Raw genomic sequence first — 19,332 nt, forward strand, 5'->3', positions numbered from 1 at the left:
CTGATCGCGATGGCACGCACAGCGGTCGCGGGTGCTGCGGTCGATTCGGTATCGGGCGTGCGTCTCGGCGATCTGTTCGCCTTCGCCAACGCCGTAGCCTCGATAGCCAACGGAGCCGCCAGCATCGTCGATCCTTCGGGCCGCATCCTCGGATACTCCACGGTGCCGGGCCAGCCGATCGACGACCTACGGCGCGAGATGACTCTGACCCTGCAGGAGCGGACACCCCGGCAGCGGCTGTCTTCGAGGACTATTGGACCGAACTCAACCTACTGGAGATCGGTAAGTACATCGCCGAGAAGCATCTCGACAAGTTCGACGTCATCGATGCGATCCGGGCGTACGACGCCACCCATCACACCGACTTTCTGATCACCCTGCGTGCGTACTTCGATTCCAACGCGAACGTGTCCAAAGCGGCGGACCGAATGCATGTCCACGGCAATACCATTCGGTACCGAATCACCCGCGCCTCGCCGAAGAATTCCAGATCGACTTCGACAATCCGACCACGCGGCTATGGCTGTGGCTCCGACTCGTTTCGACAGACCTGATGTGAGTGGACGCATGCGGGCCGCGTCCCCGCCTCGCACAACTGCTTTCGACGCCCTGCTCATTCGACCGTCGCTCGCTGACGAAACCGGGTGGTCAGTAACGCGGCGGCGAGTGCTGCCGCCAGGACGATGCCCGAAGCGACGAGCAATGCCAGGTGGTAGCCATCGGAAAGCAGTGGCGCGACGATGAGCGGGCCCGCGATCTGACCAAGGCTGTATCCGGTTGTCAGGATCGCGACCGCGCGTGGGAACTGGAGGTGAGCGCCGATCGTCAGCGACATCTGACTGATGCCGAGGAATGTTCCCCCGAACAGAAATGCGGAGATCAGGGCGGGCCAGAGGCCGTCTGCCACCGCGGGCAACGCGATGCCGGCGGCCTGAACGACGAGGGCGATCACCAGCAGGATCGGGCGAGACCATCGTCGGCCGAGAGACGCCCAGAGTGGAGCGGACGGTAGCGCCGCCAGCCCGACGATCACCCAGGCGCCACTGCCGGCGAAGCTGCCTGCAGTGTGGTCGATCGCTGCGACGAGAAAGGTGCCGGCGATGATGTATCCGACACCCTCGAGGGAATAGCTGATGAAGAGCGCACTGAACCGGCGGTGCCCCTGCGTGCGCGACCGTCTGCGCTCGGCCGCCGGCGCCGTCGGAGCGCGTTCCGGTGTGAGAGTCCACGCCGCGAGGGTGCAGATCAGGGTCAGCAGTGCGGCCGCCCACCACACGGATCCCCACGTGCTCATCGATCGCAAGAGAAGGACGACGAGCCCGGAGAGGGCAATACCTGCTCCGATTCCGCCGAACGCCCAACCCGACAGGTGTGCCGCCTGCCCACTCAGAGTGGAGTGCATGGCGCTGACAGCGATGACAAAGACCATCGCACTGGTAGCACCCGCAACACAGCGCAGTGCGGCCCAGGCGGTTTCGTTCGATGTCACCGGCATGAGCGCCAGCGTGGCGGTCAGGATCAGCAGCGAGACACGCATGGCTGCCGCCGAGCGCACCAAGGCGGGTAGGACGATTCCGGCCAGTGCCCCGACGAGGTATCCGAGATAGTTCGCCGTCGCCAGAGCGGCGCCCGCCGACGGTGTCAATCCTGCCTGGGCCTCCATCAGTGGGAGCACAGGTGTGTAGACGAACCGTCCGATGCCCATGCTGGCCGCCAATGCGGCCCCGACCTGACCGACCGTGACCCACGGCGATGTCGGCGTGCGGTATGCGGTCAGCTCGCCGGCGCTGTCTATTGCGTTCATGCATTCTCTTTCAACAACATTCGGTTGGCGCACAGGCCCCCGCTAACGAGCCACGGATTTCAGGGAGGCCGGGCGGCTGGACTCGTGAGTATGGAACAGGAATCGCGACATGGCAGGGGTCATGGTGGAGTCCGTGCGGCGGATGAACAGGGTTTCTGCGCGCGAGTCGGCCGGCGCGAGGTGATGCACCTTCAAGGCCGCCGCCAACGGCGACGTGGTCACCACGCCCAGCGGCAGCAGGGTCACGCCCATCCCCGCAGCCGCACACCCGAGGATGCCCTCGAGAGTTCCGAACTCGAGGACATCCGGGCTCGGCACTCCGTGCTGCTCGAAGAGCCGCTCCCGGCGGGCCCGGTAGGCGCAGCCGGCCCGGAAGACGAGAAACCCTGTGCCGCCGGCCATCGGTCATGACGGAGTCCAGATCGGCCACGCGAACGCCGCTCACCAGCACGAGTTGCTCGATGAAGACCTGCTCGGACACCAGGTCCGGGTGCCGCACCGGCCCGCAGACGAACGCACCGTCGAGTCGATGCTCGATCACCTGGGTGGTCAGCGCGTCCGTGGTGTCGGTCGCCAGGGTGAAGTCGACTCGGGGACACTCTTCGCCGAACGCTGCCAGCACACCGGGCAGCCGCGATCCCGCGGTGGTCTCCATGGAGCCGATCGCCAATCGTCCGCCCGGATCTCGATCGTCGCTGACGACCTGCCTCACTTCCCGCACGAGCTGAGTGATCTGCTCGGCATAGGGCAGGAGACGTTCGCCGGAGTTCGTCAGGGTCACGCCACGGGCATCGCGGCGGAACAGTTCCACTCCCAGTTCGTCTTCGAGCGCGCGGATCCGTGAGCTGATGTTCGACTGAACCGTCAGAAGCTCCTTCGATGCCCGGGAGATTCCGCCTGCGCGGGCCACGGCCAGGAAGAAGTTCAGATCGCCGATATCCACGGGAATTACCGTGCTTCACTCCACAGGTCCCGAACGATCTCCCCTGCGGGGGCCGAACGGGCACTGCGATAGCCGACACCGGCCCACAGGGCGAGGCCGTGCGGGTCACCGGCTGCGCCTGCTGCGGCACGCAACCCACTGGTCAGCAGGTGTACCTGCGGATATGCCGCCACCGCGTGAGCATCGAAGTCGGTGATGAAATCATTGACCAGGCCACGCGCGGGACGACCGGAGAACGCGCGAGTGACGACGGTGTCGGTGAAGCGGGCGTCGTGCAACGCGGCGCGGTGCGCGGGTTTGGTCCCTGCCTCGTCGGCGTCGAGGAGAGCGGTACCGATCTGGACGGCGGTGGCACCGGCCGCGAGTGCCATCGCGACGTCGGATCCGGTGGCTATCCCACCCGCCGCGATGATCGGAAGGTCGATCGCTGAGCGGGCCGCCTCGACCAAGTCCCTCGTCGAACGTGGGTCCGGCTCGGCGTCGGGGTCGAGCGTCGCTCGGTGCCCGCCCGCGTCCACTCCTTGCAGACCTATCGCGTCGACGCCCACCCGAGCGGCAGAGCGCGCCTCGTCGACATCGGACACCGTGGCCACCACGGCGCTGCCGGCGTCGTGTAACCGATCGACGACGTCGCGCGGCGGAAGGCCGAAGGTGAACGACACCACGGGAACGGCACGCTCGACCGCGAGGTCGACCTTGGCGTCGAAGGCGTCGTCGTCGAAGTCGACGACCGCCGGCAGCGACACCTGCCTGCGCTCCGCGAGCGGCTGCAGCAACGACCGGTAGGCCTCCACCGCGGCACGGTCGGCCAGGGGGCGACCGGGGACGAAAATATTGAGTCCGAACGGTGCGCTCGTCAGCGCGCGGACCGCGTCGACCTCACGCCGAACCGCGTCGACGGTCTTGTACCCGGCCGCAAGGAAACCGAGGCCACCGGCGGACGAGACCGCGGCAACGAGCTCGGGCGTGCTCGGTCCTCCTGCCATGGGCGCCCCGACGATGGGAATTCGGAGGCCGTCCTCGAGATCGAACACCAGGATCCTTTCGGTCGATGTGTACGTGGTCTTTCCGTTCTCATCGTGCACCGCCGCATTGCGGAGCGGAAATGCCTCTTCGGCCGGATCTATGCTTGGGAGTTATGTCCATCGAACTGCGGCATCTGCGGGCGGCCGTTGCGATCGCCGAGGCAGGCTCGTTCACCGCGGCGGCGAACGCACTCCACATCACCCAGCCGGCGCTCACCCGGACGGTGCAGCAACTCGAGACCTCGCTCGGCGTGCGATTGTTCGACCGGACCTCGCGGGCACTTGCCCTCACCGAGGACGGTGCCGGGTTCGTCGAGAAGGTGCGCGTCATCCTCGGCGATCTCGATTCCGCGGTTGCGCTGTACACCAACCGATCCCTCGTCCTCGGCTTCAGTTGGCTCCTGCCCGATCCGTGGGCGCAGCAGGTGATCGACGACGTCGAGAAGAATTCCCGCGCCACCGTCGTTCCGCGTCGCTACGACGACCCCATCGCCGCACTGAACAACGCCACCGTGGACGCCGCCGTCGTCCGCCGGGATGTTCCCGGCGACGAGTTCGTGCAGCATCCGCTGTTCGAGGAGCAGCGGATTGCGGCGGTCTCGACGGCGTCGCCGCTCGCGACCCGAGAATCGATCGACTGGGCCGAGTTCGGAACGCTTCCCCTGGTCATCAATACCCTCAGCGGCACCACATCCGAAGATCTGTGGCCGAACCACGACGGCCCGGTGGTGACGTGCTCGAACTTCGACGACTGGCTCGAGTTGATCGCCGCCGATCGGGGTGTCGGCACGGTTCCCGAAGTTGCCCGCAGGCGGGTAACCCATCGGAACGTCCAGTTCATCCCGCTGGTCGGTGCGCCGCCCGCGGTCGTGAGGTTCGTGTACCGCCGCAACCGGGTGACACCGCTGCTGCGGGCACTGCGGGACGCCGCGATCCGGCACTCTCCGCCACCCGGCAGTGCCGCCGTCGGTCAACACGACTGACCGTCGCCGGTGAGCAGGCGAAGCCGGGCGACTCCCCGCTCCAGTTCTGCATTGCGGGATCGCAGGACATCGAGCTCCTTTCGTAAACCATTGCGGGCCACGCGAGCGACTCCTGCATCCGCGTACGTAGACGAGCATGGCGAGTTCACGTTCGAGGTCTGCTGCGGTTCGATCGCCCACTGTCTCATCCTGCCCGAGTGGGCGGGAATCAGAGCGCGCCGCACGACAGACGCGAGAGGCACCGTCAGTCCGGCTTCCGTCGCTCGTCAAGGAAATCGGCATCGCCGGGTCGTTGTTCACGTTCGTCGTCGGCGTGGCGGCGCTTGTGTGTGGACGAAGGTGCCGAAACCCGGGGCCGTTCCCTCGAGGTGCTCGAAGACGGCGTCACGACCGGCGAGATCTGCATCGGGATGCGCTGAGAGTGCCTTCGCCAACACCAACGAGTTGTGCGGGCTGAGGCTGTGGGGTGGTGGCCGCCCCGCCGGCCGCATCCCGTTCCGGGCCAACAGTTTCACGCGCACGCCTGACGCTTTCGTGGAGACAGTCGCGCCCCCGCAGACTCCGCCCCTCCAGGCAGCGCGCGCCCGGAACTCTGGCTCGCCCCGGCGTGGAGGTGATCGCACTGCAGGCCGCCAAGCCACTTCGGCGTGTTGTTTTGATCTGCTTATTGGTGTCCGAATGTATGTGTTTAGGCCCGTATATGTTGACATGAGAGCCACGTCACAGCTATAACTGTCCGCAGGCTCATCGATACAGCGACGGAGGATCAGGCAGGGCCGCCTCGATCGGTCGCCGCCTCGGCTACGACAGCGAACCGCTAGGAAAGGCGCGTGACATGAAGTTCGTAGCCACAACCTCGTGCCCTACGGGCATCGCACACACATACCTGGCGGCGGAATCGCTGGAGCAGGGTGCCGCCCGCAGCGGTCACGACATCCGTCGAGACGCAGGGCGCTTCTGGCTCCGAGCCACTCGACCCCGCGCGTGGGTGCCCAACCCATCGCACTGTGCGCGGAAATCCTTCTTTTCCACGATATTTCAACCGCAAGAGGAAGTAGACATCTCGTGAAACCCATAGTTGTTCGCAGTGCCATAGTCGCCGCGACCGGCGGGCTGCTCTTCGGATTCGACACCGCCGTCATCTCCGGTGCGGAGGAACAGATCCAGCAGGTGTTCGCGCTCAGCGATGCCAAGCTGGGCTTCACCGTCACCACCGCACTCATCGGGACGATCCTCGGCGCTCTGGTCGCCGGCCGGCCGGCAGACCGGTACGGCCGCAAGAAGGCGCTCTACGTGATCGGCGTCCTCTTCGTTCTTGGCGCCCTCGGGTCTGCCCTGGCCCCGAACGTCGAAATTCTGATGCTGTTCCGGTTCATCGGTGGCATCGGCGTGGGTGGTGCCAGCGTCTGTGCACCGATCTACACCGCCGAGATCGCCCCCGCGGCCAACCGAGGACGCCTGGTCGGGTTGGTGCAATTCAACATCGTGCTCGGCATCCTCATCGCCTATGCATCCAACGCCGTCATCCGCGCGGCGGTCCCCGGCGACAATGCTTGGCGCTGGATGCTCGGCGTCATGATCGTTCCGGCACTGGTATTCGTCCTCATGCTGCCGACCGTTCCCGAAACGCCACGCTGGCTGGCCGCCAACGGTCGATGGGACGACGCGACCGCAACGAGCAAGCGCCTGTGCGCCACCCAAGCCGACGTCGACTTCCAGATGAGTGAGATCCGGGAGTCGCTGGCGGCCACCGCGAACATGACGAAGGTGCCGTTCTTCACGCGCGGGCACCGCAAGGTGATCCTGCTCGCCGTCGCGATCGCCGTCTTCAACCAGTTGTCGGGCATCAACGCGGTCCTGTACTACGCGCCACGGGTCATGCAGGAGGCCGGCGCCAGCACGAACGCCGCGTTCCTGATGAGCGTCGGGGTGGGCGCGATGAACTTGGTCGCCACCATGGTCGGGCTGAGCCTGATCGACCGGCTCGGCCGGCGCAAGCTGATGATCGTCGGCTCGATCGGCTACCTGATGTCCCTGGGATTCCTTGCCGCCGTGATGTTCTACTACGAAAATGCGCGCGGTGGCGAGTTCACCTCTACGTCGTCGATACTGGTGCTGATCGGGCTGATGGGATTCATCGCCGCCCACGCCGTCGGCCAGGGCTCGGTGATCTGGGTATTCCTCTCGGAGATCTTCCCGAATCGGATCCGTGGTCAGGGGCAGTCGCTGGGCAGCCTGACCCACTGGGTGTTCGCCGCGATCACCTCGTTCGCCTTCCCGCCGATCATCGGTGCCCTCGGTGCCGGCGCCGCGTTCAGCATCTTCTTCCTCGCCATGGTCGGTCAGCTGATCTGGGTGCTGAAGGCGATGCCCGAGACCAAGGGTGTGCCGCTCGAGGAGATGCAGGCCAAGCTCGGCGTCGCACTCGACCACGGCCCGGACCAGCCGACCGCGGTACGGGCGCACTGATGACCAGCCGCGTACTCAGCCTCGGCGAAGCACTGATCGACGTCGTCACCAGGCCCGGGTCCACTCAGGAACACGTCGGCGGCAGCCTGCTCAACGTCGCGGTCGGACTCGGCGCACTCGGCCACCCGGCCAGCATCTGCTCCCACTGGGGCAAAGACCCCCGGGGAAATCTGCTCAGACAGTGGGCAGAGTCCGCCGGCGTGCAGATCACGCCCGGAACCGACTCCGCACACAAGACGTCGGTCGCGTTCGCCCGGATCGACGCGGACGGACACGCAAACTATGAGTTCGACCTGAACTGGGCGGTCCCGCAACTACCGGACCTGGAACCGTTCGGGCATCTGCACACCGGCAGCATCGCCGCCACCGTCGAACCAGGCGGCTCGACGGTGGTCGTCGCCGCCGAACGGATGCGGCTCCTCGGTACCGTGTCATACGACCCGAACATCCGTCCCGCACTGATGCATTCGCCCGACACCGTCGTCGACCGCGTCGAGCACCTGGTCTCACTGTCCGACGTGGTAAAGACCAGCGACGAGGACCTCGACTGGCTCTACCCGGGCGTGCCGGTCGAGAACATCATGCGGCGGTGGGTGAAGACAGGACCAGCAATGGTGGTCGTCACCCGCGGATCCTGTGGCGCCTACGCGCGACTGGCTCACCACCGGGACATGCTCCACATCGACCAGACACCGGTCACCGTGGGCGACACCGTCGGTGCCGGGGACTCCTTCATGGCCGGACTACTCTCCGGACTACTCGACGCGGGCCTGCTCGGCTCACCCCAAGCACGGGATCGACTCGCGGCTGTGGACTGGCCCGATGTCCAACCCGCACTGCTCCGCGCGATACACACGAGTGCGTTGACGGTCAGCCGATCCGGCGCGTACGCGCCCTCCCGGGCGGAAGTGCACGCCCTTCATACGCTCGACCCGGCCCTCACCTGAACGATTGTCGCGGGCACCGAGGACACCATGCGTGGCCACCGGCGTTGATGCACAACCCTATTCACGAGAGGAATCACCCGACGTGCAACGGCTGTTTATCCGGCACAGCCACACCCCCGCCACCATCCGCGGCGAACTCGGCACCCACGTTCCCGGCCTGGGGCCGCAGTCAAGGCGAAGCTCGGCGTCGACCCCGAAGCTGACCTTGCAGGTCGAATCTGAGGTGATCGCCCACACCCGCAACGCGTGCGAGCGCGGCGCCGTCGCACGGGCGCAGTGGCAACTCGCATTCGACTCATGGGCAGCGGCCAACCCGCAACGCAAGGCCCTCTACGACCGGGTCACCGCCCGAGAACTGCGAACGATATCGCCCATGGCCTCTGCGGTTCAGGCAAGAACTTCGATTGCGAGTGCGGTGCAGATTCTGTCTTCGACGGCGAGTTGGATACTGAGCGAGGACTTCGCGACTTCGAGCGCGAACTCCGTGCGCCGAGGTGAAGGTACACGATGCCCGACACCCACAGGGCATAGGCTTTGTTCCACCGCTCCTGGTTGAGTGTCGGCGAGTCGAACCAGGTCAGCGCAACCCGTCGATCCGCCGCCTCGTACGGGTTTGAGCGTCGCGCCACGTGAGGTGCCGGGCGAGTTCGCCGCCCGGAACCTGACGCCGCGAGCTACCTAGACGGTCGAGCGTGCGGTGCCGACGAACTCGCCGATCCACGGAACCACCGCGTCGCGCACCTGAATCGGTCGTGCGAGCAACCCGTTCGACAGCAGCAGGTCGGCGGCGCGTTGCTGTTCATCCAGGAATTCGTCGGTGACCGGGTTGATGCCGAACGGCCGTCCGCGCAGCGCCGCCTCCCACGCGTCGAGACTTGCTGTGCCACCTCGCCGCTCCACGTCGTCGACGAAGTACTGCGCGGCAGCGCGGGGATTCCGCTCGATCCGTTCGTCCGATTCCTGCAGCGCCTCGATGATCGCGCGCAGTTGTTCCGGGTTGTTCTCCGCGAAATCTCGGCGCGTGAACCACAGCGATGGATGGCTGAACAGTCCCTCGGTCTCGACGAGAGTGCGCAGCTCGGTATCCGCTTCGATCTCCGTCAGTCCCGGGTAGGCGCCGACCCAGGCATCGATGGCGCCGCCGACGAGTTCGGCTCCGCCTTCGCGCACGTCCGTGTCGACGGGCACGATGTCGGACCAGGTCAGTCCCACCCGGTCGAGCGCGAACAGCAGCAGCGTGGTCTGCCAGGACCCATGGGCGATCCCGACCCGTTTCCCCCGCAGATCGGCTGCGGACTCGATGCCCGAGTCCGCCTTCACGACGAGTCGGCCGTTCTCGACGCGGGGACCGGAGATGCCGATGTAGACGACGTCACGACCGTGGGCCAGGCCGGTGATCGGCGGGGTGAAACCGGTGCCGATCACGTCGTATCCGCCGTCGTCGAACAGCCAGTCCGAATGCAGGGTCGGAAGGGCATTGACGGGATCGACGGACGGCTTCGACGGGAGTTCACGAAGGTCGACCCATTCGATGTCCGGTAGCCGGCGTTCGAGTATTCCGGTGTGCCGGAGCACGAAGAGCGAATTGTTGTGCGGGAAGTATCCGACGCGCACTGTCATGATCTCTACCTGTTCTGTTTTGGTTGCCTATGGGGACGGGGGACGATGGTGTTAGATGAGACCGCGGCGGCGTGCCTCGTCGGCCAGACCCGAGCGCCCCCACTGCACCGCGAGATTCGACGGATCGAATTCGACGGATCCGCCGAGCGACTCCGCGATCGCCTGGAACTGGGCGCCTTCCTCGAGCAGTACGACGAACTTCGCGAGGTCCAGCAGTCCGCTCCGGCCGATCACGTTGACCCCGCCGTTCGCTTCGAAGATGGCAACCAGATCCGGGTCGTGTTGCAGGCGTTCGAGAATGAACTCGCCCGCCGACCGGGACCGGTCGATATGGGGGTGTATCTCGCGGGAGAGCGTCAGGCGCTGCGAGGCCGCGTACCGGATCGGCAGAGTGCGGTGGGTCTGCGCCCACCCGCCCAGCCACGGGGTGTGAATGTGCACGACGCTGGTGATCTCGGGGTGCTGCCGGAAGACGGCGGCGTAACCGGTGACGAATCCCGCAGAGCCGTTGCCCGAGAGCACCTCACCGTCGAACGTCGCGACCACTGGTGACACACCCGGATCGTCTGCCCACGGGCCGGGGTCGTTGAGCGCGACCGCGATCTCGGTGCCCGGCACGCGTTCGACGAAGTTGACCGTGCCGTTGGCCGACACGGTGCCGGTGCTCCGGAAGACGGTGAACGCCTTGTCGGCGTCGCGGCGCGCGGCGTCGACGAACGTGGCGATCTGCGGGTCCAGTCGGTTCTCGGTGGTAGTCACAGCGTGTCCTGTCCGGAGGTGATGGGTGATGTGCGTTGCAGCAGGGGAAGTACTTCTTCGCCGACGCGGTACGCCTCCTCGAGGTGGGGATTGCCGGCGAGGACGAAGGCGTCCACGCCGAGTGCGCGTAGTTCGTCGAGACGTTCGGCGACCTGCTCGTAATTGCCGACCAGGCCGAATGCGGGGCCGCCTCGGATCAGGCTGAAGCCGCACCAGACATTGGGCTGAACTTCGAGGTCCCGGTAGCCGGTGATGTGTTCGGGTACCCAGCCCTTGATGCGGGCCGCCCCGACGGAATCGCCCTGCGCCGCCCGGTTTGCGGCATCCTTGTCGACGAAGGCCCAGCCCTTCTCGATCTCCGCCCAGGCCGCTTCTTCGGTGTGGCGGGCGACGATGTCGATCCGCACAGCGAACTTGGGGGTGCGCCCGATTTTCGCGGACTGCTCTCGTACGCCGTCGAATTTTTTCCGCAGGTCTGCGTACGGCTCGAGCCAGGACAGGTAGTAGTCCGAGTGCGTGCCCGCGGCGGCGACGGCTGCCGCGGACGAGCCGGAGAAGTACACCTCGGGGAACGGTTGTCCGGCCAGACCGGGAGCCAGGGCCGCACCGGCGGTGCGGAAGAACCGGCCGTCGAAGTCGAATGGCTCTCCGTCCCAGACCCCTCGGAGGACGTCGAGGAACTCGGACGTGCGGGCGTAGCGGTCGTCGTGATCGACTTTGTCTCCCCACCACAGCTGAGGGGCACCGCCGCCGCCGCTGATGATGTTGTAGACCAGCCGGCCTCCGGTGGCGCGTTGCAGGCTCGCGGACATCCTGGCCGCCTGCACCGGGTGCAGGAACCCGGGCTGGAAGGCGACCATGAATCGGTACGTGGTGGTCTCGGCGGCCAGCGCGGCCGCGGTTGCCCAGGGGTCTTCCGTCATCGGGAAGGACGGCAGCAGACCGCCCAGGAAGCCGGCCGACTCGGACGCCTTCGCCACCGCGGCCATGTGATCGATGTACCCGTAGCCGTCGAGTTCCCCGCCCCGGATCGCCGGAGCGATATTGCCGGGTCGGTGGCCACCCGCGTCGCCGCGGTTGTAGCGCCGCGGCGTGCGCAACGAAGCGTGATCACCTTCCATCCCGATGCGCCAGTAGAAGTCGATGCTCATGAGTGCGCCTCCTGTGTGGCGAGGGTGCGTCCGGCGGGATCGACCAGGTGCAGAAGGTGCTCACCCGCGCGGTGGAGTTCCTCGATGTGCGGGCGTCCGAGAAGGACGAAGCCGTCGGCGCCGCGCTCGCGCAGCGACGACAGTTGCCGTGCGACGTCCTCGTAGCTGCCGACGAGTCCGATGCTCTGCGGGTGGCCGAGGCGGTCGAAGCCCGCCCACCGGGACTCGCCCCGGTCGAGCGCGCGGGGATCGTCGATGCCTGGGCCGGGGTGGACTTCCCGCCACAGGCGCTCGACGCGTGCCCACGCCTCGCCGGATGTCTCCCGCGCAATGACCGGTACCCGCAGCAGCGTCCGCACCGATCGCCCGTGCTCACGTGCCAGGGCCGCCAGGGTCCGCGCGGGACCCTCGAAGCCGGATTCGGTCAGCGCGAACTGATGCACGTCACCGTGGCGGGCCGACAACGCGAGGGCGTCCTCGGAGTCCCCGGTGAGATGAACGACGGGGAACGGCAGTCCGGACAGGATCCCCCGGAAGCCGCCGTCGATCACGTCGTAGTAGTCGCCTGCGAACTCGTACCCGGTGCCTCCGAACCCACCAGGAAGGATCTCCTCGTCGTTCCACACCCCGCGGGCGACCGTGAGGAATTCGGCGGCGCGGGCGTAGCGGTCGCGGCCGGTGACCCGATCGCCGCGCGAGCGCGCGTCTGCGGGATCCGTCTCCACCGCGAGGCGCCACTCCAGCCGTCCACCCGAGAGCCGTTGCAGAGTGGCCGACATCTTCGACGCGTAGACCGGGGTTCCGAAGGCGGGGTGGAATTCCACGGCGACCCGTGCGTGACGTGTCTGCCGGAGTGCGGCCGCGGCCACGATCCAGGATTCCTCGCCCGAGGGGTCGTATCCCGCGACCACACCGTCGACGCCCGACAGTTCCGCGGCGTGGATCACCTGGGCGAGTTCGTCGAAGGGGCCGAATCTGCCGGGACGCAGATCGGTGGCGACGCTGTGCGCGGTCCCGACCCCGAAACCACCGCGGGTGCCGAGTTCGGTGGCGACCCTGCGTCCGTCACCGCGAGTCGGAAGTTCCCAGTAGAAGTCGGTCACTGCGCTGCCGCCGTCTCGGCGTGGAGTTGCGCGCGCGCCTGCCGGAGCGGTTCGTGCGCAACCCACGAGGCGAGGTCGAAATCGTGGGCGAGGAAGCCGTGGGCGTAGAGGAACTGCTTCTGCACACCCAGCAGATCCACCCGCTCATCGGACAGGCTCAAGTGAAGGCCGGTGTGAAAGTTCTCGCCGTATGCGGCGACGACGCCTTCGGGTCCGGACTGGGTTTCGGTCTGGAACACCGCACGGACCTGTTCGACATTCGCGGCCGCCCAGTCGGCGGCGCGCAGACTCTCGGCGAGAAACCCGATCACGATGTCCGGCCGCTGCTGAAGAAGGTCTTCGTGCACGGTGACCGGTCGCGGGGTTCCATTGTTGACCCGGTCGCGAAGGGCGTCGGTGGAATCGAGGTCCACCGCCACCGCCAGTCCATGCTGTCGTGCCACCTCCTGCGCCCGGGCGCCCTTGACGTAGATCGCGTCGACGTCACCGGCCAGCAACGGCTCGACGCCCCAGGTGGTGTTGCGGTCGGGATTGGCGGTGCGTACCTGCGGGGCCGGCGTCGTCGGGACCTCGACGAGGCGCACGTCGGCGAACGTGAGACCGCCGAGTCGCAGAGCGGAGGCAAGACCGTGCAGCGCCATGGCGCGCGGGAAGCTGCGTGCACGATCGGCGGCCCAGGCGGGGATCCCGATGCGGAGTCCTCGCAGCCCGGTGGCGTCGCGGACCTCCGAATCGCCGCGCACCAGGATGGCCTGGGCCTCGTCGATCCAGGTGAGACCTATCAGCCGGGTCGGGGATCCTTCCGCCCGCGCGGCGAGAGCGGGGACGTTGCCGCCTTCACGGATCAGGCCCGGCAGCTGGTGATCGAAATGCCGCGCTGCCAGTTCGGGGCCCGCGTCCTGCAGCACACCGAATTGCACTCCGGCCGTCTCCGCGGTGCGCCCCAGCCACCCGAGGTTGTTCGCGAGGCCGCTCGCGGTGGGCACCGGGCAGCGGGTGTACCAGAGCGTGTCGATGGCACTGCCAGTTGTCACCGTCATGAAATGTCCTGTCTGGTAGAGGAATGGCGACCTACGCCCAGCTGGGCGAGGAAGGTCGCTCGGTAGCGCAGCGCCTCGGGGTCGTTGCGGTCCCGCGGGCGCGGGAGGTCGATGTCGACATCCACCGCGAAGCCGCCGTTGTCGAGGATCAGGACGCGGTCGGCCAGCCGGACGGCTTCGTCCACGTCGTGGGTGACGAGCAGAACGGCGGGGCGGTGGCGGGCGACGAGGTCGCCGACGAGATCTTGCATCTGCAGCCGCGTGAGGGCGTCCAGCGCCGCGAACGGCTCGTCCAGCAGCAGCAGTTCCGGTTCACGAACGAGCGCACGGGCGAGCGCGACCCGCTGCGCTTCGCCACCGGAGAGGGTGGCGGGCCACGCACGTTCCTTGTCCGCGAGGTTCACCTCGGCCAGCGCGCGCCGCGCGTTGTCGCGGGTCAGCTGTGCACGCTTCTGCCCCACCGACACATTCGCCAGAACACGCTTGGACGGGATCAGCCTCGGCTCCTGGTACACGACCGTGCGTTGTCTCGGGACCAGGACGTCGCCGCCGTCCGGCGGTTCGAGTCCCGAGAGCAGTCGCAGCAGGGTCGTCTTTCCGGTGCCGCTCGGGCCGAGCAGGACGACGAACTCGCCGCGAGTGATCTCCAGGTCGATTCCGGAGAGTACGGTCTTGTCGCCGAACGACTTCCGCACTCCCGACAGCGACACCGCGAGGGGCGACCCGGTTCGTCGTTCCGCCGCGGTCGTCGCGGTGCGTTCGCGCGGCGCCAACGGTGGCAACGGTGCCTCTGCGGCGCTCATCGGGTCACCGACAGCTGCCGCCACGGCATCGCGAACTTCTCGATCACGCGAACCACCGCGTCGAAGACCAGGCCGAGGATCGCGTACATGACGATGCACAGGACCATGTAGTCGGTGCGGTTGTACTCCTGCGCGAGCGTCACGAGGTAACCGATCCCTTCCCGGGTACCCACCTGCTCTGCCGCGATCAGGCCGGTGATGCTCAGCGACAGGCAGATTCGCAGACCCATCAACACCCCCGGTAGTGCGGTCGGCAGGATCGCGCCGAAGACCAGTCGCCAGCCGATGAGCCCGAACCCGCGGGCGGCCTCGACCATCTTGCGGTCGACTCCCCGCACTCCGAGGTAGGTGTACGCGTACATCGGGGCGAGGGTGGCGACCGTGATGAGGACAACCTTGAACGTTTCGTCGATACCGAACCAGGCGATGAACAGCGGAACGAGCGCCAGGAAGGGTACGGCGCGGTTGATCTGCATCGTCGAGTCGATCAACTCCTCCCCGAGTGCGGAGAGGCCGGACAACACACCGAGGACGAGCCCGATCAGGACACCGCATCCCACGCCCAGTGCGGCCCGCTGCAGCGAAGCGAGGCCGAAGTCGAGCAACTGACCCGACTGATACAGCTCCACGAACGCCTGCCACACCGCGGGCGGCCCGGCGAGGATCTCCGGGCTCAACAGCCCCGACGACGACCCGACCGACCAGGCGGCGACGAGCAAGGCAGGTACGAGGAACCGCAGGGGAATCGAGATCCATCGAGGCCGCTCACGGGTTCGGCGATAGCGGGGCGTCTCCAGCTTCGGAGCCGCGGGCGCGTCGCTGCGCACCGAACTCGACAGGGTCACCACCGCAGTCACTTGCCCTCGGCCGAGGTGGTGTCGAGCGCCGCCGGGAGATCGAAGATCACGTCACTGCCCTTCAGCGGCTGTTGAATCACACCGTTCTCGGCGAACAGCGCCGAGATGGACTCCAGGTCGAGGGCATCGGCTGCGGTCGGGTACCGAAAGTTCGTGATCTGGCCACCGAGCGCAATCGCGTCGTCGAGTCGCTGACCCGACAGTGCCCTGGGGCCGGTCTTCTCGAAGACGTTCTCGAATGCGGCCGGATCCTGCTGCTGCTTTTCCGTGAGCTGCTGCGTCACTTCGAGGAACTTCTCGACCACGTCAGGATGCTCCTCGAGGACCTTCGTTCGGCCGGCGATGATGGTGCTGTCCACCGAACCGATGCTCGCTTCGGTGGCGATCTCGACCGCGCCCTTCGCCTTCGCCTCCTGGTACGGGATCAAAAATGACGCCCAGGCGTCGACCTGACCGGTGGAGAACGCCGAGGCGGCATCCGCCTGCTGCAGTGGCACACGCTCGACGGAGTCCACAGGAATTCCGGCCTGGGTCAAGGCCTTCAGGGTGATGTACTCACCCTTACCGGCCGGGTTGACCGCGATCCGCTTGCCGGGCAGATCCGCCACCGACGTGATCCCGGACTCCGGTCTGGCGATGATGCCTGCCTGATCCTTGTTGTAGGGGTCGGACGTGGCGAAGATGCGGACACCGACATCCTTGGAGAGGGCACCGACCACAGGACTGTAGGCGCCGGTCTGGATGTCGAGTTCACCGGTGTTGAATAGTTTGAGGTTGGAACTGAATCCCGGTGTGGTCTTTACCCATTCGATCTTGGCACCCAGCGGAGCCAACGCCTCGTCATAGGTTCCGTCACGCTTACCGACGGCGATCGCACCGGAGTTGCCCGGATCGAAAACCTTCAGCGTGAATTCGGCGCCGGAACTGGCGCCTCCCGAGGAATCGGAGGATCCACACGCCACCGCCAACCCGGCAAGCGGGATCAGGGCGAGCGCTGCGGCGGCTCGTGGCAATCGGCGAATGCGGGACATGTGGGTAGCTCCTTCAACGGATGAATCGTCAGCTGTGACGACCGTTGACGCTATGTTCTCCGCGTCCGAATTCCTCCGGTTTGTTTTCTGCAGATCGGAAACCTTGACAACGTACAGAAACGCAGTTCGCCGAGTTTTCCCCGAAAATCCCGGTTGGACCGGACCTTCATTTTCCAGTTGATGGAAAGTAGGGTCTCCAACATCCGGGCGTGAGAGCGCCCCCACATTCGGCCGACGGCCTCCACAGGAAGGATTGCTCGTGACCGACTCACGTGCCACGGGAGTGCAGACGGTGACACGGGCACTGACGATGCTCACCTGCTTCGACGGAGGCGAGGAGCTGGGCGTATCGGAAATCGCCAAGCGTCAGGACCTGGCGGTGAGCACAACCCACCGCCTACTCCAATCGTTGGTCGATGCCGGCTTCCTCGACAAGGACAAGACGTCCAACCGCTACCGGCTCGGCAGCGCGCTGGCCGCCTACGGGCAGATCTCGTACCGCCAGCACCGCATCTACCTCTCCGAGCCCTATCTCGAGCAGCTGGCCGCGACGACGGGTGCGTCCGCGTCGCTCGCCATGCGACACGGCCACGACGTCGTCCTCCTCGGGTTCAGCCGCTGGAGAGAGTCAGACGGACACGTACTGCAAGGGGTGCGGCTACCGCTGCACGCCAGCGCACTCGGCAAGGTCTTCCTCGCGTGGTCCGACACCGACGACGAAGACATCGCATCACTGCCCCGAGCGGCGACCACCCCACGCGCCATCACCGACGTGGCCGGCATCCGGGAAGAACTCGTCCGCACCCGCGAACGCGGATACGGTTTCAACGACGAGGAGTTGACTCCCGACTTCCGCACGATCGGACTGCCGATCCGCGACTCCGACGGAGTCGTTCGCTTCGCACTCGGCCTGCGCGGGCCCACCGAACTCATGATCGACGCGCGCATTCCATTCTTCGTCGACCTCGCCCGCGTCACCGCCGACGAGATCGCCGCAGTCCTGCTCTGAGGCGACCGAGCTTAGTGGTGTTCGGACACGAGGCCACCCCGGCGCCCCATGGGTGACCGCCGACACTGCATCTAGGCACGTCGATAGATCCGAGAGCCTCGGATGTATCCGGACTCCTCGCAACACAGTGACCCCGCGCCCCGAAATCACTTAGGTCGGCACGCATCTGCGGCGGCGCCGTCTGCCGCCGATTATCTCTCCGGTGTCTGCCGGGTGTGCGCACTTCCGGATCCGGATCCGGATCGGAGCGGGGGGCTCGGATCGATTGTCAAGTCTTCGGTGTCGATGAAGATCAGTCGCCCGTCGTAAGCGGGACCGCCCACCTGTGCACCGGCGCCCACTGAACTCGGCCATCTCTTCCCGATCACGCGCCGATGGGATCGCGCTCTTCCTCCATGTCGGTAGTTCCTTCGATGAGGTCTATGCCCTTTCAGCGAGTGCGCTGCGTAGCCCTTCCGCCTCATCGAGCCCTCGAAGGGACCACACGCCCGGTAGGTCCGCACCTGGTACCGGCAACGGGCGATTGTGTGCGCCCGTCGCGAGAACGAGGTAGTCGTAACTGGCGCTTGAACCGTCTGAGAGTACGACCTGCTGCTCCGAGGTCCGGAGGTCGCTGACCCGGCTTCCCAGGCGCATGGTGATCGCTCGCTCGCTCGCGGTCTGCGCCGGAAGCAGGCCGAGGGTGTCGCGGCCGACCGAGCCTTTGAGAAACTCCTTGGACAGTGCCGGCCGATCGTACGGTTCTTCCATGTCTTCGCTGATGAGGGTGATATCGCCGGCATACCCGCGGTGCCGCAGCTCGAGAGCGGTCTGGACTCCCGCTACGCCGGCACCGACGATCACGGTTCGTGTCATCAGATCTGGCTCTCCGGGAGGTGCACAACCAGACCATCGAGGTCCTGCTTAGCCAAGACCTGGCACGACAGGCGGCTTTCCTCCCTCACCGGTGCGGACGCCTCCTCGAGCATCTCCTCCTCGACTTCGTCACGCTCACTCAGTCGGCCGGTCCATTCGGGAGCGACATACACGTGACAAGTGGCGCACATCAGGTTCCCGCCACACTCCCCCACGATCCCGTCGACGCCATTGAGTACCGCGGCCTTCATGACGCTGGTCCCGTCCTGGACGTCAAGCGTGGTTGTTGTGCCGCCGTCAGCCCCGACGTAAGTAACTTTGGGCATCTGTCTCACTCTTTCTGTCGCGTTCAAGGGCACCAGGGATCTCCAGCGTGTCCGTAGTTGCCGAACGCTAGGCTTTTGCGGATCGGAGCTGAAGTGCCGGTCGCGTCGATACCGAGGAACCACTTGCTGCGGGATGCAAACCTCGACGTCAAAGTTCAGTGGTTCCTCGATCTGGGGGCTAGTGGTCCACTGCATGCCGGACCGCGTTCGTTATCAAAGGATCGACGAAGCGACGCCGCAAAGCGGGTCAAACCTCAGCAAGAGCATGGTCGTCCCGAATTCACCAGAGGGTCCGAACACACTGGCCGCGACACGCGTCAGAGCGAAGCGGCGTCGCGACGCGTTCAGCAAGGACAATCACTATACTTTCGATCGCCAAGGACATACTCGACACCCAATGTGGTCATGGAACTCACGTGAGTTGGTACGGGCAGGACATCGCGCGCAGCATCAGGGACAAATAGTTGTGAGGAATTCATCCCATCTGCGACTACCCGGTGGGCAGCGCGGAGGTTCGGCTCCTGACCCTATGTCGGATTCAACGGGAAATACCGGTAGCGATGCCCGTGACTGAATTCGTCCCTCCTGACCGACGCTCACTGTCGAT

The 19,332-nt window shown here is 66.2% G+C and carries 20 protein-coding genes and 1 pseudogene; 6 read left to right on the forward strand and 15 right to left on the reverse strand.

The window, feature by feature from the left end:
- Positions 1-269 precede the first annotated feature (269 nt).
- Positions 270-440: a hypothetical protein gene (locus QM841_RS31785; RefSeq protein ID WP_283335090.1), complete on the reverse strand. Its 171-nt coding sequence runs from the start codon at positions 438-440 to the stop codon at positions 270-272.
- Between QM841_RS31785 and QM841_RS31790 the strand changes: the two genes are divergently transcribed.
- Complete coding sequence (locus QM841_RS31790) at positions 408-554, forward strand: helix-turn-helix domain-containing protein (protein WP_283335042.1); 147 nt, start codon at positions 408-410, stop codon at positions 552-554. The genes QM841_RS31785 and QM841_RS31790 overlap by 33 nt on opposite strands.
- A 59-nt stretch (positions 555-613) precedes the next feature.
- Here the strand turns inward: QM841_RS31790 and QM841_RS31795 are convergent, their stop codons facing one another.
- The 4 genes and pseudogenes from QM841_RS31795 to QM841_RS31805 form a co-directional block, all read right to left on the reverse strand.
- Positions 614-1,804 carry a YbfB/YjiJ family MFS transporter gene (locus QM841_RS31795; RefSeq protein ID WP_283335043.1) on the reverse strand — a complete coding sequence of 397 codons (1,191 nt, stop codon included), beginning with the start codon at positions 1,802-1,804 and terminating at the stop codon, positions 614-616.
- Positions 1,805-1,846: 42 nt separating this feature from the next.
- A complete protein-coding gene (locus tag QM841_RS43525) occupies positions 1,847-2,206 on the reverse strand; it encodes a LysR substrate-binding domain-containing protein (protein ID WP_411194593.1) in 360 nt (119 codons plus the stop codon).
- Between the two features lie 97 nt (positions 2,207-2,303).
- Positions 2,304-2,747, reverse strand: a pseudogene (locus QM841_RS43530) (LysR family transcriptional regulator); the annotation flags it as partial.
- Between the two features lie 5 nt (positions 2,748-2,752).
- Positions 2,753-3,781, reverse strand: coding sequence for an NAD(P)H-dependent flavin oxidoreductase (locus tag QM841_RS31805; RefSeq protein WP_283335044.1), 1,029 nt, complete (start codon positions 3,779-3,781; stop codon positions 2,753-2,755).
- A gap of 104 nt (positions 3,782-3,885) precedes the next feature.
- On the opposite strand from QM841_RS31805, the gene QM841_RS31810 reads away from it, so the two are divergent.
- The 4 genes from QM841_RS31810 to QM841_RS31825 all read left to right on the forward strand — a co-directional run bounded on the left by QM841_RS31810 (position 3,886) and on the right by QM841_RS31825 (position 8,171).
- Positions 3,886-4,755 (forward strand): LysR family transcriptional regulator, encoded by an 870-nt coding sequence (locus tag QM841_RS31810; protein ID WP_283335045.1) that lies wholly within the window; start codon positions 3,886-3,888, stop codon positions 4,753-4,755.
- Positions 4,756-5,590: 835 nt separating this feature from the next.
- Positions 5,591-5,824 (forward strand): hypothetical protein, encoded by a 234-nt coding sequence (locus QM841_RS43215; protein ID WP_349307435.1) that lies wholly within the window; start codon positions 5,591-5,593, stop codon positions 5,822-5,824.
- The gene (locus tag QM841_RS31820; RefSeq protein ID WP_247251708.1) at positions 5,821-7,224 is read left to right on the forward strand and encodes a sugar porter family MFS transporter; all 1,404 of its coding nucleotides are present in this window, start codon (positions 5,821-5,823) and stop codon (positions 7,222-7,224) included. The genes QM841_RS43215 and QM841_RS31820 overlap by 4 nt, the downstream gene beginning before the upstream one ends.
- Positions 7,224-8,171: a carbohydrate kinase family protein gene (locus QM841_RS31825; RefSeq protein ID WP_283335046.1), complete on the forward strand. Its 948-nt coding sequence runs from the start codon at positions 7,224-7,226 to the stop codon at positions 8,169-8,171. Before QM841_RS31820 ends, QM841_RS31825 begins: the two co-directional genes overlap by 1 nt.
- A gap of 678 nt (positions 8,172-8,849) precedes the next feature.
- On the opposite strand, the gene QM841_RS31830 is transcribed toward QM841_RS31825, so the two are convergent.
- Genes QM841_RS31830 through QM841_RS31865 form a run of 8 tightly spaced genes read right to left on the reverse strand, consistent with a single transcriptional unit; the run spans position 8,850 to position 16,535 of the window.
- The gene (locus tag QM841_RS31830) at positions 8,850-9,791 is read right to left on the reverse strand and encodes an ABC transporter substrate-binding protein (protein WP_283335047.1); all 942 of its coding nucleotides are present in this window, start codon (positions 9,789-9,791) and stop codon (positions 8,850-8,852) included.
- 51 nt (positions 9,792-9,842) lie between these two features.
- Positions 9,843-10,550 carry a class II aldolase/adducin family protein gene (locus QM841_RS31835; protein ID WP_283335048.1) on the reverse strand — a complete coding sequence of 236 codons (708 nt, stop codon included), beginning with the start codon at positions 10,548-10,550 and terminating at the stop codon, positions 9,843-9,845.
- The gene (locus QM841_RS31840; RefSeq protein ID WP_283335049.1) at positions 10,547-11,701 is read right to left on the reverse strand and encodes an LLM class flavin-dependent oxidoreductase; all 1,155 of its coding nucleotides are present in this window, start codon (positions 11,699-11,701) and stop codon (positions 10,547-10,549) included. The genes QM841_RS31835 and QM841_RS31840 overlap by 4 nt, the downstream gene beginning before the upstream one ends.
- Positions 11,698-12,804: an LLM class flavin-dependent oxidoreductase gene (locus QM841_RS31845; RefSeq protein ID WP_283335050.1), complete on the reverse strand. Its 1,107-nt coding sequence runs from the start codon at positions 12,802-12,804 to the stop codon at positions 11,698-11,700. Before QM841_RS31845 ends, QM841_RS31840 begins: the two co-directional genes overlap by 4 nt.
- Entirely contained in the window at positions 12,801-13,844 is a 1,044-nt protein-coding gene (locus tag QM841_RS31850) for an ABC transporter substrate-binding protein (protein ID WP_283335051.1), read from the reverse strand. The genes QM841_RS31845 and QM841_RS31850 overlap by 4 nt, the downstream gene beginning before the upstream one ends.
- Complete coding sequence (locus tag QM841_RS31855) at positions 13,841-14,647, reverse strand: ABC transporter ATP-binding protein (protein ID WP_283335052.1); 807 nt, start codon at positions 14,645-14,647, stop codon at positions 13,841-13,843. The genes QM841_RS31850 and QM841_RS31855 overlap by 4 nt, the downstream gene beginning before the upstream one ends.
- A complete protein-coding gene (locus tag QM841_RS31860; RefSeq protein WP_411194594.1) occupies positions 14,644-15,504 on the reverse strand; it encodes an ABC transporter permease in 861 nt (286 codons plus the stop codon). The genes QM841_RS31855 and QM841_RS31860 overlap by 4 nt, the downstream gene beginning before the upstream one ends.
- A complete protein-coding gene (locus tag QM841_RS31865) occupies positions 15,501-16,535 on the reverse strand; it encodes an NrtA/SsuA/CpmA family ABC transporter substrate-binding protein (RefSeq protein ID WP_280780093.1) in 1,035 nt (344 codons plus the stop codon). The genes QM841_RS31860 and QM841_RS31865 overlap by 4 nt, the downstream gene beginning before the upstream one ends.
- Positions 16,536-16,794: 259 nt before the next feature.
- On the opposite strand from QM841_RS31865, the gene QM841_RS31870 reads away from it, so the two are divergent.
- Complete coding sequence (locus tag QM841_RS31870) at positions 16,795-17,544, forward strand: IclR family transcriptional regulator (protein ID WP_283335053.1); 750 nt, start codon at positions 16,795-16,797, stop codon at positions 17,542-17,544.
- Between the two features lie 420 nt (positions 17,545-17,964).
- Here the strand turns inward: QM841_RS31870 and QM841_RS31875 are convergent, their stop codons facing one another.
- Both QM841_RS31875 and QM841_RS31880 read right to left on the reverse strand, forming a co-directional pair.
- Positions 17,965-18,399, reverse strand: coding sequence for an FAD-dependent oxidoreductase (locus tag QM841_RS31875; RefSeq protein WP_283335054.1), 435 nt, complete (start codon positions 18,397-18,399; stop codon positions 17,965-17,967).
- Positions 18,399-18,725, reverse strand: coding sequence for a 2Fe-2S iron-sulfur cluster-binding protein (locus tag QM841_RS31880; RefSeq protein ID WP_283335055.1), 327 nt, complete (start codon positions 18,723-18,725; stop codon positions 18,399-18,401). The genes QM841_RS31875 and QM841_RS31880 overlap by 1 nt, the downstream gene beginning before the upstream one ends.
- Positions 18,726-19,332 lie beyond the last annotated feature (607 nt).

Origin of the sequence: Rhodococcus sp. IEGM 1307 (assembly GCF_030056915.1) — a bacterium.
Lineage (GTDB): Bacteria > Actinomycetota > Actinomycetes > Mycobacteriales > Mycobacteriaceae > Rhodococcus_F > Rhodococcus_F opacus_D.

Coding starts and splice junctions, on each gene's coding strand:
- QM841_RS31795 (WP_283335043.1), bottom strand. CDS start 1,804: ATGAACGCAATAGACAGCGCCGGCGAGCTGACCGCATACCGCACGCCG.
- QM841_RS43525 (WP_411194593.1), bottom strand. CDS start 2,206: ATGGCCGGCGGCACAGGGTTTCTCGTCTTCCGGGCCGGCTGCGCCTAC.
- QM841_RS31810 (WP_283335045.1), top strand. CDS start 3,886: ATGTCCATCGAACTGCGGCATCTGCGGGCGGCCGTTGCGATCGCCGAG.
- QM841_RS43215 (WP_349307435.1), top strand. CDS start 5,591: ATGAAGTTCGTAGCCACAACCTCGTGCCCTACGGGCATCGCACACACA.
- QM841_RS31825 (WP_283335046.1), top strand. CDS start 7,224: ATGACCAGCCGCGTACTCAGCCTCGGCGAAGCACTGATCGACGTCGTC.
- QM841_RS31830 (WP_283335047.1), bottom strand. CDS start 9,791: ATGACAGTGCGCGTCGGATACTTCCCGCACAACAATTCGCTCTTCGTG.
- QM841_RS31840 (WP_283335049.1), bottom strand. CDS start 11,701: ATGAGCATCGACTTCTACTGGCGCATCGGGATGGAAGGTGATCACGCT.
- QM841_RS31850 (WP_283335051.1), bottom strand. CDS start 13,844: ATGACGGTGACAACTGGCAGTGCCATCGACACGCTCTGGTACACCCGC.
- QM841_RS31855 (WP_283335052.1), bottom strand. CDS start 14,647: ATGAGCGCCGCAGAGGCACCGTTGCCACCGTTGGCGCCGCGCGAACGC.
- QM841_RS31865 (WP_280780093.1), bottom strand. CDS start 16,535: ATGTCCCGCATTCGCCGATTGCCACGAGCCGCCGCAGCGCTCGCCCTG.
- QM841_RS31875 (WP_283335054.1), bottom strand. CDS start 18,399: ATGACACGAACCGTGATCGTCGGTGCCGGCGTAGCGGGAGTCCAGACC.
- QM841_RS31880 (WP_283335055.1), bottom strand. CDS start 18,725: ATGCCCAAAGTTACTTACGTCGGGGCTGACGGCGGCACAACAACCACG.